The following is a 15,047-nucleotide window of genomic DNA, read 5'->3' on the forward strand; positions in this document are numbered from 1 at the left end:
GCGCGCGCCACTCCCTCGCCTTCCATGAGCGCCTACCTCCTCAAGCGCCTCGCCGTCGCTTTAGCCACGCTGGTGCTTGCCTCGATGGTGGTGTTCGCCGTGCTGGAGATCCTCCCCGGCGATCCGGCGCGGCTGATGCTGGGCATGAACGCCAGTGCCGACCAAGTGGAACTCTTGCGCAACCAGATGGGCCTCAACGCGCCGATCGTACTGCGCTATCTGCACTGGGCCGGCGGCTTGCTCACCCTCGATTTCGGCCGCTCCTATACCTACTCGGTCCCGGTCATCGATCTCGTGCGTGAACGGCTGGCCGTCTCGCTGCCGCTGGCGCTGATCGCGCTCGCGCTCTCCACCTTGACCGCCATTCCGGTCGGCCTGTTTTCGGCCAGCCGGCGCGGACGGGCCGGCGATACGATTTCAATGGGCATCGCGCAGCTTGGCGTTGCCGTGCCCAATTTCTGGTTCGCGCTGATGCTGATCTATGTCTTCGCCGTCTGGCTGCGTCTGGTCCCGGCCGGTGGTTTTCCTGGTTGGGGCGCCGGCGCCTGGCCGGCACTGAAATCGCTGCTGTTGCCGGCGGTGGCGCTTGCCTTGCCGCAAGCGGCGATCCTGGCGCGCGTCACCCGCTCGGCGCTGATCGAGGTGCTCAACGAGGATTACATCCGCACCGCCCGCGCCAAGGGCCTGCCCTATCGAGCCGTGCTGTGGCGGCACGCGCTACGCAACGCCATGATCCCGGTGCTGACCATCCTTGGCCTGCAGTTCGCCTTCCTGCTCGCCGGCACCATCATCATCGAAAATGTCTTCTATTTGCCCGGGCTCGGCCGGCTGGTGTTCCAGGCGATCACCCAGCGCGACCTGATCGTCGTCGAGAGCGTCGTCATGCTGCTGGTCGCCGCCGTCATTGCCGTCAACCTCGTCGTCGACCTTTCCTATGCGGTGGTCGATCCCCGCCTGAGGACCCGGCAATGACGCTGCGCATCGACATCCCCGACGAGACGTTCCGCGGCATCCTGGCCAAGGCGTTTGGGAACACCGCTTTCGTTACCGGTTTCGTCATCACCGTGCTGATCCTGGCGATGGCTGTCGTCTCCTATGTCTGGACACCCTTCGATGTGACGAGGCTCGTCATAGCGGACAAGACGCAAGGTCCCTCGCTGGCGCACTGGTTCGGCACCGACCATTTCGGCCGCGATATCCTGTCGATGATCATGGTTGGCGCCCGCAACTCGATCGCCGTGGCGCTGGTCGCCGTCGGGATCGGCATGGGTGTCGGCGTGCCGCTTGGCGCCTTCGCCGCCGCGCGCGGCGGCCTCGCCGACGAGGCGCTGATGCGCATCAACGACCTCGTCTTCGCGTTCCCCGCGCTGCTGTCGGCCATCATGATAACAGCCATCTTCGGGCCGGGCGCCGTCAACGCGATCATAGCCATCGGTATCTTCAACATTCCGGTGTTCGCCCGCGTCGCCCGCGCCGGCGCGCTGGCCGTCTGGCCGCGCGAATTCATCCTCGCCGCGCGCGCCGCCGGCAAGAGCAGCACGCAGATATCGATCGAACACGTGCTGCCCAACATCGCCACGCTGCTCCTCGTGCAGGGCACAATCCAGTTCGCGCTGGGCATCCTGGCCGAAGCTGGGCTTTCCTATCTCGGCCTCGGCGCTCAGCCCCCAATGCCGAGTTGGGGCCGCATGCTGTTCGACGCCCAGACGCGCATGGTGGTGGCGCCGTGGATGGCGATCTTCCCCGGCATGGCGATCGTCGTCACCGTGCTCGGCCTGAATCTTCTGGGCGACGGCATCGCCGACATTCTCGACCCGAAGTCGCGGCGGCAGCGATGAGCCTACTCGAAGTCGATAATCTGTCGCTGGTCATCGGCGACACACAGATCCTGAAAGATATGGAGCTCTCCGTCGCGCCCGGCGAAGTGATGGGGCTGGTCGGCGAATCCGGCTCCGGCAAATCGATGATCGCGCTGACGGTGATGCGGCTCCTGCCCCATGCCGCACGCGCCACCGGGCGCATCACATTCGACGGCATCGATATTCTCGGCGCGACCGAGGACCAGATGTGTGCCTTGCGCGGCGACGACATCGGCATGGTTTTCCAGGAGCCGATGACGGCGCTCAATCCGGTCAAGACGATCGGCGAACAAGTCGCCGAAGGCATACGCTGGCACACCAGGGCAAGCCGTGCCGACGCCGAGGAGCGGGCGCGAAAAATGCTCGACCGCGTCGGCCTGCCCGAAGCGAAATTCCCGCTGTCGCGCTATCCGCACGAATTGTCGGGCGGCCAGCGCCAGCGCGTCGTCATCGCCATCGCCTGCGCGCTGAAGCCGAAGCTGCTGATCGCCGACGAGCCGACGACGGCGCTCGACGTGGTGCTGCAGGCACAGATCCTCGACCTCCTGCGCGATCTCGTGGCGGAGAACCGCATGGGTCTGCTGCTGGTCTCGCATGATCTCGCTGTCGTAACAGAGATGGCCGACCGCATCACCATCCTGCGCCATGGCGAGGTGATGGACGCCGGCGACACGGCGCGTACGCTCTCGGAACAGTTCCACCCCTATACGCGCCAGCTGGCACAGGCCTCGATGCATGTTCCGGCGCGCGCCAAGCCTCATCGTGTCGGGATGGACCAACCCTTGCTGCAGGTTGAGGGCGTCAGCCGCGACTACCCCGGCCGCCGCATCTCACTGTTCAGGCGCGCGCCCGACATACGTGCGGTCGACGATGTCTCCCTGTCGATGGCGCCGGGCCAGTCGGTGGCGCTGGTCGGCCGCTCCGGCTGCGGCAAGTCGACCCTTGCCCGCATGATCCTGGCGTTGGACCGGCCGAGTTCGGGCGTGATCCGCTTTCGCGGCGAACCCATCACCGGCAGGAGCGAGGCCGAGCTGAAGCCGGCCAGGCGCGATATGCAGGTTGTCTTCCAGGACCCCTACGGCTCCTTCGATCCGCGCCAGAAGGTCGAAAAACTGGTCGCCGAACCCCTGCATGTCCTGGAGAAAAAACCGACGCGCGCCGAGCGCCGCGAGATGGTGGCGCATGCGCTGCACGAGGTCGGCCTCGACCAACGCGACATGCACAAATATCCGCACGAATTTTCCGGCGGCCAGCGCCAACGCCTGTCGATCGCCCGCGCCATCATCACGCGCCCCAAGCTTGTCGTCGCCGACGAGCCGGTCTCGGCACTCGATGTCTCGATCCGTGCACAGATCCTGGACCTCTTCGCCGGACTCAACCAGAAACTCGGCATCGCCTATCTCTTCATCACCCATGACCTGGCCGTCGCCCGCGCCATCACGGATGAGGTGCTTGTCATGCATGACGGCAAGATCGTCGAGCGCGGCAGGACGAGCGAACTGCTCGATCAGCCACAATCAGAGGCGGCCAAGGCGCTTGTCGCTGCGGCGCCGGATCTGCGCCGGGCGATCGCGAAACGGATGCAGGAACAAGGGTGAGTTGCCGATCCGCCCGCTACTCTTCCGGCTTCACCACATCGACCGGGCTGATGTCGAGCAAATCGAGCGTGCGGCGCAACAGGCGCACCTCGGTCTCGGCCAGTTGCGAATCCGCCTTGGCGATTTCCGCCATGTGCTGCGCCAATTGCTTGCGCCGCCCGACGTCGAGGTCGCGAAACAGCGCGATCGCCTGCGAGCCGTTGGTCTCGTAGCCGAATTCGTTGAGATATTCGATGACCGCGTCGATGCTGGTTTCCGGAATGCCGAAAGCATCCTTGCAGATGCGCCGGAAGGCGATCATCTCGCTCTCGCTCACCGTGCCATCGGCCAGGATCATCCGGAACAGCATCAGCAGTTCCGCCGACAGGACGGGATCGTCCGCGACCTTGCGCACGCCCGGGTCGCCGTCGAAGATCGAGCGTATCTGGTCCAGCAATGCGAATGCCATGAACGGCCCCTTTCCGATTCCTCGTCAACAGAATTAGCGCGGAATCGGCCTTGCGCAAACGGGGTGGCCGTGGTCGAACGCGCGCTGCAGCCGACGGACATCTCGACATATCAGATGATCGACCTCACCGCCCAGACCATCGCCATGCTCGCTTTCGCCGCCTTTGCCGCGGGCTTTGTCGATTCGATTGCCGGCGGCGGCGGGCTGATCACCATTCCGGCGCTGCTGCTCGCCGGTTTTTCGCCGGTCGAGGCGCTTGGAACCAACAAACTGCAAGGCATGTTCGGCTCCGGGTCGGCGACGATCCACTACGCCTCGAAAGGCCATGTCGACCTGCGCCGGCAGTTGCCATCGGCGCTGCTTGCCCTCGCCGGCGGCGCCATCGGCGCACTGCTGGCCACGGTCGTGCCCGGCGACCTGTTACGCGCGGCCCTGCCGCTGGTGCTGATTGCCATTGCGCTCTACTTCGCGCTCAAGCCCAACATGAACGATGTCGACCGGGCCGAGCGCCTGTCGCCCTTCCTATTCGGCGTGACCGTGGTGCCGGCCATCGGCTTCTATGATGGCGTATTCGGGCCGGGCGCCGGTTCCTTCTACATGCTGGCCTTCGTGACGCTCGCCGGCTACGGCGTGCTCAAGGCAACGGCGCACACCAAACTGCTCAATTTCGCCTCCAACATCGGCGGCTTCATCATCTTTGCCGCTGTAGGCGTCATCTCATGGAAGATTGGCCTGATGATGGGCGTCGCCCAGTTCCTCGGCGCCCGCGTTGGCGCGAGCTTGGCCATGCGTATCGGCGCCAAGCTGATCAAGCCGCTGCTGGTCATCGTCTGCGTGGCTCTGGCGGTGAAGCTGCTGGCCGATCCGGCCAACCCGTTGCGTGTCATGATTGGTCTGTGATCACGCGCCTGTTACAGTGCTGATGTTCGAATCATGTTGGAGGAGCCAGACATGAATCTCAGCGCGCCTACCCAGATTGTTTTCATCATCTCCGTTGTCATCGCCATCATCGGCATTCTTGCCGCGCTTGGCGTCCTCGCGTTCATTCCGATCGCATCGGTGTGGATTGTTCTTATCGCCTACATCGTGCTGGCCGCCGGCTGCCTGATGCGCGGCGCCTGACAAGTTTCCCTCGACAAGCGGGGACTGAGAGCGCCCGGCCAAGCCGGGCGTTTTTGATTCTAATGCGGGCTCTGCTAGATTCGCTTGGCGGAAGGATGGGCAATGCCAATCGAGATGTCTGGTCGTTCGGCACGTACTGGCCGAAGGCCAGCGAGAAGGCCCGACCTTCAACGCGCCAGCGAAAAAATCGCGTCGCAGTCGAGATGGGTCTCCAGCTCGGCCGCGACTTCGTCCAGCGCCCGCTCGACTTCGGCACGATAGTCGAGGCCACCGCCCTTGATGCCTAGGCTTTCGAGGAATTTCCCGCGAAAGCCGTCGGCGCCGAACAGGCCATGCATGTAAGTGCCGATCACCTTGCCGTCTGCCGAGATCGCGCCATCCTCGGCGCCATTGATGATCGCCGACGGGCGCCTGGTGTCCGGACCCGTGGTGCGGCCGAGGTGGATTTCGTAGCCTTCGAGCGGCAGATCGAACGGTACCGAGCGGGCGGTGACATTGCGCACAGTCTTTTCCGGCTCCATCACCGTCTCGACATCGAGCAGGCCGAGCCCCTCGGCTTCCGTGACGGAACCTTCGATGCCGTCGGGATCGCGTACCATGCGGCCGAGCATCTGGAACCCGCCGCAGATGCCGACGACATGGCCGCCGCGCTTGCGGTGCGCCGCAAGATCCCGATCCCAACCATTCTCGCGAAACTTCAGGAGATCGCCGATCGTCGACTTGGAGCCGGGAATGACCACCAGCCCGGCATCGGCCGGCAGCTTCTTTCCCGGCGGCACGAACACCACTTCGACCTGCGGTTCGGCCTTGAGCGGGTCGAGATCGTCGAAATTCGCAATGCGGCCAAGCATCGGCACCGCCACCTTGAGCGCGCGCGCCTCGCCGGATGCCAGCCGCTCCAGCACGACGGAATCTTCCGAGGGTAGCCGTGCCGCAGCCTTCAGCCACGGCACGACGCCGAAACAGCGCCAGTCGGTGAACTTCTCGATCGCCTTGATGCCGTCATCGAACAGCGAGACATCGCCCCGGAACTTGTTGATGAGATAGCCGACGATCATGCGCCGGTCTTCTTGCGGCAGGATCAGATGCGTGCCCGCGACCGAGGCGATGACGCCACCGCGATCGATGTCGCCGACCAGCACCACCGGCACATCGGCGCGCGTGGCAAAGCCCATATTGGCGATATCGCGGCTGCGGAGGTTGATTTCGGCCGGCGAGCCGGCGCCCTCCACGATGACGAGGTCGGCGCCCTCGCCGACCTTGCCCCAGGACTCCAGCACTGCATCCATCAGCCGGCCCTTCAGCGCCTGGTAGTCGCGCGCCCGCGCCTCGCCGAACACCTTGCCCTGGACGATGACCTGCGCGCCGACATCGGTCTGCGGCTTGAGCAGCACCGGGTTCATATGCACCGATGGCGGCACGCCGCAGGCGATCGCCTGCAGCCATTGCGCGCGGCCGATCTCGCCGCCACCATGGTTGTTGTCGCCGGGGATATCGGCGACGGCGGCGTTGTTCGACATGTTCTGCGGCTTGAATGGCCGCACCTTCAGGCCACGCTTTTTCGCGGCGCGGCAAAGGCCTGCGACCAGCACCGTCTTGCCGACATCCGACCCTGTGCCTTGCAGCATGATTGCCCTGGCCATCAGCCTCTGACCTGCGTCGCGGTGCCGGTGATCGTGGATTTTTGCGCCAACGGCCCGCCGCGCCAGATATAGAGCGCCAGCAGCGGCTCCTTGCCCGTTCGCATGGCATGGTTGACGTTGGAGGCATGGTGGACGACCTCGCCGGCCTCCCGCCTGCGAAAACCGCTTTCGCCCATGCGCCATTCCGTACCGCCGGTCAGCGGAATATAGATTTCCTCGGCGACGTGATGATGGTCGGGGTAGACGATCCCGGGTCCAAGAATCAGCAGCCCGGCGGCAGCCTCTTCGTTGACGAAGTGCCCACGCGTGCCGAAGATTTCCAGCCAGCCGTAATTGTCGATGAAGGCCCTGCCGAAATCAGCCTCGGTGTAGGTCTGTCCCCAATGCAGTTCGTTGCGCTGCTCGGCCAGCAATCGCACCAGCGGCCTCGCATCCGGCGGTGCCAGTCCGGCCCCGCGATCAAGATGGCGCAGGCAGCCAAGCGCATGCGGCTCCAACTTTCGGGCCGGCATGTCCCAACCTGTGCGTGCCACGGCGTCGCGCACCAGAGCGTCATCGACGGAAGCGAGATAGGCGTGGAACTTTTCCAGCAGCTCATCGAATTTTGTCGTCACATCTTGCTCCGGGCATGCATTGGTGCACAGCCGCTCCGCGATAGGTCGGGTTGCGCGGCGGCATCATTGGTCTAGATTGATGCGCGCGCAAAGCCAAAAACGACAGGCCAGCGGGCTAGCTGGCCAGCCTACAGGGAGCACGCCATGGACGCCGCGGTCGATGCGAGCACCAGCCAGTTCGAACTCAATGAGGAACAGCGTGCCATCCAGGAGATGGCGCGGGCCTTCGCCGCCGATCGCGTGGCGCCCAATGCGCTCGACTGGGACCGCAGGCGACATTTCCCCGCCGATGTGATTCGCGAGACGGGGCCGCTCGGCCTCGGCGGCATCTATGTCAGGGACGATGTCGGCGGTTCCGCGCTCGGCCGGCTCGACGCCGTACTGATCTTCGAGGCGCTGTCGCACGCCGACCCGGCCTTTTCCTCCTTCATCTCGATCCACAACATGGTGGCCTCGATGATCGACCGGTTCGGCAATGATGAGCAGCGCCAGCGCTTCCTGCCGAAGCTCACCTCCATGGAATGGCTGGCGAGCTATTGCCTGACCGAGCCTGGCTCGGGTTCGGATGCGGCGGCGCTGAAGACGCGCGCGGCGAAAAGCGGCGGCGATTACATCCTCAACGGCGCCAAGCAGTTCATCTCCGGCGCCGGCGACAGCGATGTCTATGCCGTCATGGTGCGCACCGGCGCCGACGGCCCGAAAGGCATCTCCACCATCGTCGTGCCCAAGGATGCGCCCGGCCTCTCCTTCGGCGCCAATGAGCACAAGATGGGCTGGCACATGCAATCGACCCGCCAGGTCATCTTCGAGGATTGCAAGGTGCCGGCGGAGAACCTCTTGTCGGGCGAAGGCGCCGGCTTCGGCATCGCCATGGCCGGGCTCGACGGCGGCCGGCTGAACATCGCCGCCTGTTCGCTGGGCGGCGCCCAGTCGGCGCTCGACAAGGCGCTGTCCTATACCGCCGAGCGCAAGGCATTCGGCTCGAAGATCAACCAGTTCCAGGCGCTGCAGTTCAGGCTGGCCGACATGGAGACAGAGTTGCAGGCGGCGCGCATCTTCCTCTATGCGGCGGCCTCCAAACTCGACCGCAAGGCGCCGGATGCCGGCAAATGGTCGGCAATGGCCAAGCGCTTCGTCACCGACACCGGCTTCAACGTCGCCAACGACGCGCTGCAACTGCTCGGCGGCTACGGCTATCTGCATGATTACGGCATCGAGAAGCTGGTGCGCGATCTCAGGGTGCACCAGATCCTCGAAGGCACCAACGAAATCATGCGCGTCATCATCGCGCGAGCGCTGATAGGACGGTAGAGGCAGTAGGCAGTAGGCAGTAGATAGATGACCGGCACGATCAATCGGCAGTTTCTCAGGATCGTCCAAGGCTCGCTGAAGGAGTTGGAGACCCATCTCCAGATCGCTGAGCGCATCGGTCTTGCCACGCATGATCAAGCTGACCGCATGCTGTTAGCAACCGAGGGCATCGGAAAAATGCTCCGCCAACTCATCAGCAAACTTGCGCCGGAATAGATTGCCTACTGCCTACTGCCTACTGCCTACTGCCTACTGCCTACTGCCTACTGCCTACTGCCTACTGCCTACTGCCTACTTACCCAATCACGGAGCGCCACTATGACCACCATCGCCTTCATCGGCCTCGGCAATATGGGCAATCCGATGGCCGCAAACCTGGTCAAGGCTGGGCATGCCGTGCACGGTTTCGACCTGATGCCGGAAAACCTCGCGGTCGCGCGCGAACATGGCGTCGTCGTTATGGCCAATGCGCTCGCGGCGGTGAAGGATGCCGACGTGGTCATCACCATGCTGCCGGCCGGCAAGCACGTGCTGTCGGTCTATGGGGACATTGCTCCCAAGGCCAGGAACGGCGCGCTGTTCATCGATTCCTCGACGATCGACGTCGAATCGGCGCGCAAGGCGCATTCGATCGCAGCAAAGCACGGCCTGCTGTCCATCGACGCGCCGGTTTCGGGCGGCACCGGTGGTGCCACGGCCGGTACATTGACCTTCATGGCTGGGGGAGCCGACGATGCCTTCTCGGCCGCCGAGCCGATCCTGAAGCCGATGGCCGGACGCATCGTCCATTGCGGCGGTGACGGCGCCGGACAGGCGGCGAAGATCTGCAACAACATGATCCTCGGCATTTCGATGATCGGCGTCGCCGAGGCGTTCGTGCTGGCGGAAAAACTCGGCCTGTCGCATCAGGCGCTGTTCGACGTCGCCTCGACCTCGTCGGGCCAGTGCTGGTCGCTGACCACCTATTGCCCGGTGCCTGGCCCGGTTCCCACTTCGCCCGCCAACAGGGATTACAAGCCCGGATTTGCGGCGGCTCTTATGCTGAAAGACCTGAAATTGTCGCAGGAAGCAGCGCTTGGCGCGGGCGCGGTGACACCGCTTGGCGCAGAAGCGGCGCAGCTCTATGCCCTTTTCAACGCCCAGGGCCATGGCGGCGCCGATTTCTCCGGCATAATAAATTTTCTGCGCGGCAACTCGGCGTAAACAGCGGATTTAGTCTAGTTTTTTCGGGTTCTTCCAGACCAAGGCCGCAAATTTAGATTTGCTTAAGCTCTCGATAACTCCGCGGTAACGATGTCCCTGTAAAACAGATTGCGAGGCGGACATATCGCATCCGCCCGGCGCTCCGGATCAGGTCTCGCGTACCGGAGCCCGTAAGTTTCGCAAGTGTCTTCGTAGCGAAACGCCATGCGTATCTGGCAAAGCCGCGTTCCCGATGGGGCGCGGTTTTTGCGTTGCGACCCCTTTATTACTGACGATCCGTCTATATGCCGATCGCCGCACCCGGGATCGGCACATGGTCTTCATTGGTCAGCACGATCGGTGCATCGACGCCGTCGACGCGGATCACGAGCAGGCGCGTACTCCATGTGCCGGCATTGCGAACCAGATGGGAATATACGGTGCCCTTGCCCTTGGCGCCGTGGACGGGAATGCTGAACTGGGCGTCGCCCGCGCCATTCGCATTGACGTTGAGATGACCGCCGACCCAGAAATTGTCGGCCAAATCGTCGCCGATGGCGGCCTTGACCCGACCATCGGCGCGGACGGCGTCCATGGTCATGCGGTAGGCGTCGCTGCCTTTGAGCACGAAAGGGATGCTGCCGACCATCGTCGCACAACCGCCGATACTGACCACCCATACGGCAAGGCCGGCAATCGCCCAATTGCGCTGCGTCTTGCGGAACTGCTCGGCGTCGCGCCAAGCCCGGTTTTGCCAAGCCCAGCGGCTGCCGCGCGCGCCAAGCACGAAGATCATGATGAGGTTGACGACCGGGATCAGCGCCAGCAGTGCGATGAAGGTGCTGTTGCCGATGCCCCAAATCCAGTTGAGGAAGAAGGCGCCCCAGTTCCAGCGATCGAGTTCGGCTGGAATTTCAGCCGGTTGGTTGAGCGGTTGTCCGGCCATGTTGTTCCCCATCGGCGTGTATGCCGATTGGTTCTAGCGCAAGACTTCGACGATGCGCAAAAAAGTTCCGGGGCTTCCGCCTCAACCCTTTGTGGAAAGGCGGCGAAAATTTGCCCTCACCGCGCGGCCGGCCGGCTTCAGCGCTGCGCTGATCGACCGTTCGGCCGCGACGCCGTTGAACAGCGACGGCATTCGACCCGAGAGAACCTCCGGCCAGAAACGTGACGCCGATTGCAGGAAAGACATTTGCGCCGCAAGCGCGCCCTCGGCCATGGCGACGGTCTTCTCGCTGACAGCCATTGCCGTCTCCGCGCTCCAGGGCTCGCCGCTTCGCGCCTCCATGGCCATCAGCGGCAGCCGCATCATCACCACCAGCGGCGCCAGCATCAGGTCCGCGCCAAGGCTGGCCGCCTCTTGCACGCGTCGGCTTTTGCCGGTCTTTCTCATGTGGGCAATCCCCTGTCGCGGCCGGATCGGCCGCCCCTTACATTACGCGCCGAAGGCGAAATTCGTTCCCGCTCATAGCGCATATTTCCGGGATTGGGCGTTTCTTCGCAAAAACGCCCAATCGAGGTTTGCTCCTATCGCTTGCGCAGGTCCGCCTGTGCCAGGTCGAGCGCCTTGCCGATGCGCTCGCAAGCCATGTCGATCGTATCGCGGGTCCAGATCAGCGGCGGCGACAGGATCATCGTATCGCCGGTGGCGCGCAGCATCATGCCGTTGGCGATCGCGTGGTCGCGCACCGTCACCGCGGCACTTCCCGACGGCAGGAAGCGCTCCTTCGTCCCCTTGTCCTTGACGATCTCGATAGCGCCCATCAGGCCGATCGAGCGCACCTCGCCCACCAGATCATGCCCGGCAATACGTTCCTGCAATGCGCTAGCGAAATAAGGTCCGGTGTCGTTCCTGACACGGTCGACCAGCCCTTCCCTCTCGATGATCTCCAGGTTCTTCAAGGCCACGGCGCAAGCAACTGGGTGCCCCGAATAGGTGTAGCCATGGTTGAACTCGCCGCCCTTCTCGACCAGCGTCGAGGCAATGCGGTCGCCAACCAGCAGCGCCGAAAGAGGCTGATAGCCCGAGGTCAGCGCCTTGGCCGTGGTGATGGTGTCCGCTTCGATGCCGAAGGTCTGCGCCGCGAACCACTCACCTGTGCGGCCATAGCCGGTAATGACCTCGTCCAGCATCAAAAGCACATCGTATTTGCGGCAGATGCGCTGCACTTCGGGCCAGTAGCTCGCCGGCGGTATCTTGACGCCGCCCGCGCCCATCACCGGCTCGCCGATGAAGGCCGCGACCTTGTCGGCACCGGCCTCGAGGATGGCGTCCTCGACGGACTTTGCCGCGCGCAGGCCGAAATCGTGGTCGCTTTCGCCCGGCAGAGCCAGCTCGTAGGCATAGGGCATCATCACATGGACGATGTTGGGCACCGCACCGTTGAGCTGCTTGTGCATGGCATCCATGCCACCGAGCGAAGTGCCGGCAATGGTCGAGCCGTGATAGGCCATCTTGCGCGAGATGACGCGGTTCTTCTCCGGCTTGCCCTCAAGCACCCAGTAATGGCGCACTAGGCGCAAGGCGGTGTCGTTGGCCTCCGAACCGGACGAGCCGTAAAACACCTGGTTCACGTTGCGTGGTGCGATCTCGGCCAGCTTCTTCGACAACAGCACCGGCGTCGGCGTGGAGCATTTGAAGAAGGAATTGTAGTAAGGCAGTTCCTTCATCTGTGCATAGGCGGCCTCGGCCAGCTCGTCGCGGCCGTAGCCGATATTGACGCACCACAGGCCGGCCATGCCGTCCAGCAGTTCCGTCCCTTCGGAATCGTAGATGAACGGGCCATTGGCGCGGGTGATGACGCGCGCGCCTGCCTCACGCAGCTCCTTATGATCGGTGAAGGGATGCAGGTGATGCGCGGCGTCGATCTGCTGAAGCTGCTTCAGCGAATAATTCTGGTAGGTCATTGATTTGGTCTTTCCTCTGAAATCATTCCGGCGGTGCCGGGGCGAATTCGTCAGAGGACGGCAGGCGGCGAATAGCCGATGCGGGCGCACAGCCGCAAAAGCTCGGCGCGGAGCGTGCGTGACGACGGTGTCACCGCGACCCGGAATGCGCGAGCTGATAGTCTAGCGAGAGCCATGAAGGTACCTTAGAGCAAAGGGCGGTCGAGGTGAACCACCCTTTGCTCAGGGGTGCCATGGAATGAGGTCAGGCTTTTCCGCCCAGTGCCCGCTGCAGGAAGACATACTTCATCGCCGTCTGCGCCGCCTGCGGTCGGCGGTCGCCGCGCCCGCCATGTCCGCCCTCGGTCTCCTCGAAGAACAGCGTCCTGCCGTGTCCTGCCTCCTGCAGGCGGGCCGCCATCTTGCGCGCATGGCCGGGGTGAACCCGGTCGTCGGCGGTCGAGGTCGTCAAGAGCACCGGCGGATAGCCGGCATCGGCCTTGACATGTTGATAGGGCGAATAGGCGGAAAGCCACTTGGCGTCTTCCGGCTTCGACGGATCGCCATATTCGGCCATCCACGAAGCGCCCGGCGGCAATTCGGTGTAGCGCAGCATGTCGAGCAGTGGCACCTCGATGATGACGGCGCCGAAAAGCTCGGGATGCTGCGTCAGGGAAGCGCCGGTCAGCAGGCCGCCATTGGAGCCGCCCTGGATGCCAAGCGATTGAGCCGTGGCGATACCGCGCCTGACGACGTCCTGCGCCACTGCCGCGAAATCATCAAACCCGTTCTGGCGTTTGCCTTTCAGCGCCGCCTGGTGCCAGGCCGGTCCGAACTCGCCGCCGCCGCGAATGCAGGCCTGCACATAGGCATTGCCTTTCTCCAGCCATAGCTTGCCGCGCACGCCGGCATAGCCGGGCAACAGCGGCACTTCGAAACCGCCATAGCCGTAGAGTAGCGTCGGCACCGGACCGTTCTGGTCGCGCCGCCTGACGACGAAATAAGGGATCATCGTGCCGTCCTTCGAGCGCGCCTCGAACTGCTCCGAGATCAGCGGCGAGGCATCGAAGCGGGCCGGCTGCGATTTCACGGTCGCCAGCGTCTCGCCATTGTCATCGGACCAGATGATCGAGCTTGGCGTCAGGAAATCGGTGAAGGAAAAGGAGACGGTGGAGCCGAAATGCTCGGCATGGCTGATGCCGACAGTGCCGTTTTCAGGCAGCGCGATGGGTTTCAGCGACCAGGCGCCGCGCTCGCGCTCGCAGACGAGAACCTTGCCGCGCACATTGTCCATCAAGCTGATGAACAGGCGGTCCTGCGTTCTTGCGAGCCCGGCAATGGAAACCCGATGCGCCGGCGCCAACAAGGTTTCGATGGCGCCAAAACCGCCGGTTTCGATCCAATGCGCGAAGTCGAAGGAGTAAAGCCCGTCCGGCTGGCATGCGGTGCCGTCCGGCGCCGTCCATGGCGTGCGCACCCCGAACACCAGTTGATCCCTAAAGAGCGAGGTGTCGGTGACGTCGTCGGGCAGCGGGATGCGGCGGTTCTCGCCCGAAGGCAGGCGCAGGAAACTGTGCGATGCGAAGAAGTTGAGTGTCCGCGCCAGAAACAGGTGACGCTTCTCGCCGTCGAACTCGACACCGGCGCCAACGGCAAGATCCTCGATCTCTGCCTCGAAGATCGGGGTCGCCTCTTCCAGCCTGGTGCCGCGCTTCCAGAGCTTGACCACGCGCGGATAGCCGGATTCTGTCTTGTCGGCCTCTTCGAAAGCGGCCGAGATGATGACCGTATCCTCGTCCAGCCAGCCGAAGCCCGATTTCGACGCCGGCGCCTGAAAACCGCCTTCCACGAAGGACTTGGCCGCGATGTCGAACTCGCGCATCGCGCTGGCGTCACCGCCATCGGGCGACATCGAGACCAGGCAGCGGTTGAAATCGGGGTAGAGCCTGACGGCGCCGCCGAACACCCATTTTATCCCCTCCCTCGCAGCCAGCTGGTCGAAGTCGATGATTGTCTCCCAGTCGGGCTTGTCGGTCTTGTAGGAAGCGACTGTCGTGCGGCGCCACAGGCCGAGCGCATTGGTCTTGTCCTGCCAGAAATTGTAGACATGACCGGCGATCGCCGCGCCAACCGCGATATTGTCCTCGGCCGTCATCAGGTCGAGCGCCGTCTGGAACGACGCCTGATAGGATGGATCGCCCTGCAATTCCGCCACCGTGACCTCGTTCTGGCGATGCACCCAGTCGAGCGATTCCTTGCTTGTCCTGTCCTCCAGCCAGAGGAACGGATCGCCGGTCTTCTGAAAGGGCTGGGCTCTGGTTGTCGAAGCGGTCATGCAGGTCTCCGGGATTTTGAACGGCTTCGCCTACATTGCGTTGGCGGCG

At 63.8% G+C, this 15,047-nt stretch carries 15 protein-coding genes; 8 read left to right on the top strand and 7 right to left on the bottom strand.

From position 1 onward, the window contains the following. The first annotated feature begins 24 nt into the window (after positions 1-24). The 3 genes from LB524_RS00460 to LB524_RS00470 are packed head-to-tail and all read left to right on the top strand — an operon-like array spanning position 25 to position 3,457. Entirely contained in the window at positions 25-972 is a 948-nt protein-coding gene (locus LB524_RS00460; RefSeq protein WP_224523108.1) for an ABC transporter permease, read from the top strand. Next, the gene (locus LB524_RS00465; protein ID WP_140615978.1) at positions 969-1,838 is read left to right on the top strand and encodes an ABC transporter permease; all 870 of its coding nucleotides are present in this window, start codon (positions 969-971) and stop codon (positions 1,836-1,838) included. The genes LB524_RS00460 and LB524_RS00465 overlap by 4 nt, the downstream gene beginning before the upstream one ends. After that, positions 1,835-3,457, top strand: coding sequence for an ABC transporter ATP-binding protein (locus LB524_RS00470; RefSeq protein ID WP_224523110.1), 1,623 nt, complete (start codon positions 1,835-1,837; stop codon positions 3,455-3,457). Before LB524_RS00465 ends, LB524_RS00470 begins: the two co-directional genes overlap by 4 nt. Positions 3,458-3,473: 16 nt before the next feature. On the opposite strand, the gene LB524_RS00475 is transcribed toward LB524_RS00470, so the two are convergent. Next, on the bottom strand, positions 3,474-3,905 hold the full coding sequence (locus tag LB524_RS00475; protein WP_015317458.1) for a TerB family tellurite resistance protein: 432 nt from the start codon (positions 3,903-3,905) through the stop codon (positions 3,474-3,476). Between the two features lie 114 nt (positions 3,906-4,019). Between LB524_RS00475 and LB524_RS00480 the strand changes: the two genes are divergently transcribed. Continuing rightward, positions 4,020-4,805, top strand: a complete 786-nt coding sequence (locus LB524_RS00480) for a TSUP family transporter (protein WP_140724190.1) — start codon at positions 4,020-4,022, stop codon at positions 4,803-4,805. A 51-nt stretch (positions 4,806-4,856) separates the two neighbouring features. After that, positions 4,857-5,027, top strand: coding sequence for a hypothetical protein (locus tag LB524_RS00485; protein ID WP_023769888.1), 171 nt, complete (start codon positions 4,857-4,859; stop codon positions 5,025-5,027). 167 nt (positions 5,028-5,194) lie between these two features. Here LB524_RS00485 and LB524_RS00490 read toward each other — a convergent pair whose 3' ends face one another. Further along, complete coding sequence (locus LB524_RS00490; RefSeq protein ID WP_224523112.1) at positions 5,195-6,670, bottom strand: cobyric acid synthase; 1,476 nt, start codon at positions 6,668-6,670, stop codon at positions 5,195-5,197. Further along, positions 6,670-7,284 (bottom strand): dimethylsulfonioproprionate lyase family protein, encoded by a 615-nt coding sequence (locus LB524_RS00495; protein ID WP_224523114.1) that lies wholly within the window; start codon positions 7,282-7,284, stop codon positions 6,670-6,672. The genes LB524_RS00490 and LB524_RS00495 overlap by 1 nt, the downstream gene beginning before the upstream one ends. Positions 7,285-7,428: 144 nt before the next feature. Here LB524_RS00495 and LB524_RS00500 point away from each other — a divergent pair, with 144 nt between their 5' ends. From LB524_RS00500 to mmsB, 3 genes are all read left to right on the top strand, one after another. Next, complete coding sequence (locus tag LB524_RS00500; RefSeq protein WP_140791780.1) at positions 7,429-8,595, top strand: isobutyryl-CoA dehydrogenase; 1,167 nt, start codon at positions 7,429-7,431, stop codon at positions 8,593-8,595. Between the two features lie 27 nt (positions 8,596-8,622). Next, entirely contained in the window at positions 8,623-8,811 is a 189-nt protein-coding gene (locus LB524_RS00505; protein WP_224523115.1) for a four helix bundle protein, read from the top strand. Positions 8,812-8,913: 102 nt separating this feature from the next. Beyond that, positions 8,914-9,798 (top strand): 3-hydroxyisobutyrate dehydrogenase, encoded by an 885-nt coding sequence (gene mmsB, locus LB524_RS00510; protein ID WP_140615966.1) that lies wholly within the window; start codon positions 8,914-8,916, stop codon positions 9,796-9,798. 280 nt (positions 9,799-10,078) lie between these two features. On the opposite strand, the gene LB524_RS00515 is transcribed toward mmsB, so the two are convergent. The 4 genes from LB524_RS00515 to LB524_RS00530 all read right to left on the bottom strand — a co-directional run bounded on the left by LB524_RS00515 (position 10,079) and on the right by LB524_RS00530 (position 14,998). Beyond that, a complete protein-coding gene (locus tag LB524_RS00515; RefSeq protein ID WP_224523116.1) occupies positions 10,079-10,723 on the bottom strand; it encodes a cytochrome c oxidase assembly factor Coa1 family protein in 645 nt (214 codons plus the stop codon). Between the two features lie 81 nt (positions 10,724-10,804). Further along, on the bottom strand, positions 10,805-11,170 hold the full coding sequence (locus tag LB524_RS00520) for a hypothetical protein (protein WP_224523117.1): 366 nt from the start codon (positions 11,168-11,170) through the stop codon (positions 10,805-10,807). Between the two features lie 134 nt (positions 11,171-11,304). Next, positions 11,305-12,684 (bottom strand): aspartate aminotransferase family protein, encoded by a 1,380-nt coding sequence (locus tag LB524_RS00525; protein WP_224523118.1) that lies wholly within the window; start codon positions 12,682-12,684, stop codon positions 11,305-11,307. A 244-nt stretch (positions 12,685-12,928) separates the two neighbouring features. Beyond that, the gene (locus LB524_RS00530) at positions 12,929-14,998 is read right to left on the bottom strand and encodes a prolyl oligopeptidase family serine peptidase (RefSeq protein ID WP_224523119.1); all 2,070 of its coding nucleotides are present in this window, start codon (positions 14,996-14,998) and stop codon (positions 12,929-12,931) included. Positions 14,999-15,047: the final 49 nt, after the last annotated feature.

Source organism: Mesorhizobium sp. ESP6-5, assembly GCF_020164695.1.
Classification (GTDB): Bacteria; Pseudomonadota; Alphaproteobacteria; order Rhizobiales; family Rhizobiaceae; genus Mesorhizobium; species Mesorhizobium australicum.

Bases quoted from the DNA above. Each gene is read 5' to 3' on its own strand.
- LB524_RS00460 (WP_224523108.1), top strand. From the start codon at position 25: ATGAGCGCCTACCTCCTCAAGCGCCTCGCCGTCGCTTTAGCCACGCTG.
- LB524_RS00465 (WP_140615978.1), top strand. From the start codon at position 969: ATGACGCTGCGCATCGACATCCCCGACGAGACGTTCCGCGGCATCCTG.
- LB524_RS00470 (WP_224523110.1), top strand. From the start codon at position 1,835: ATGAGCCTACTCGAAGTCGATAATCTGTCGCTGGTCATCGGCGACACA.
- LB524_RS00475 (WP_015317458.1), bottom strand. From the start codon at position 3,905: ATGGCATTCGCATTGCTGGACCAGATACGCTCGATCTTCGACGGCGAC.
- LB524_RS00480 (WP_140724190.1), top strand. From the start codon at position 4,020: ATGATCGACCTCACCGCCCAGACCATCGCCATGCTCGCTTTCGCCGCC.
- LB524_RS00485 (WP_023769888.1), top strand. From the start codon at position 4,857: ATGAATCTCAGCGCGCCTACCCAGATTGTTTTCATCATCTCCGTTGTC.
- LB524_RS00490 (WP_224523112.1), bottom strand. From the start codon at position 6,670: ATGGCCAGGGCAATCATGCTGCAAGGCACAGGGTCGGATGTCGGCAAG.
- LB524_RS00500 (WP_140791780.1), top strand. From the start codon at position 7,429: ATGGACGCCGCGGTCGATGCGAGCACCAGCCAGTTCGAACTCAATGAG.
- LB524_RS00505 (WP_224523115.1), top strand. From the start codon at position 8,623: ATGACCGGCACGATCAATCGGCAGTTTCTCAGGATCGTCCAAGGCTCG.
- mmsB (WP_140615966.1), top strand. From the start codon at position 8,914: ATGACCACCATCGCCTTCATCGGCCTCGGCAATATGGGCAATCCGATG.
- LB524_RS00515 (WP_224523116.1), bottom strand. From the start codon at position 10,723: ATGGCCGGACAACCGCTCAACCAACCGGCTGAAATTCCAGCCGAACTC.
- LB524_RS00520 (WP_224523117.1), bottom strand. From the start codon at position 11,170: ATGAGAAAGACCGGCAAAAGCCGACGCGTGCAAGAGGCGGCCAGCCTT.
- LB524_RS00525 (WP_224523118.1), bottom strand. From the start codon at position 12,684: ATGACCTACCAGAATTATTCGCTGAAGCAGCTTCAGCAGATCGACGCC.
- LB524_RS00530 (WP_224523119.1), bottom strand. From the start codon at position 14,998: ATGACCGCTTCGACAACCAGAGCCCAGCCCTTTCAGAAGACCGGCGAT.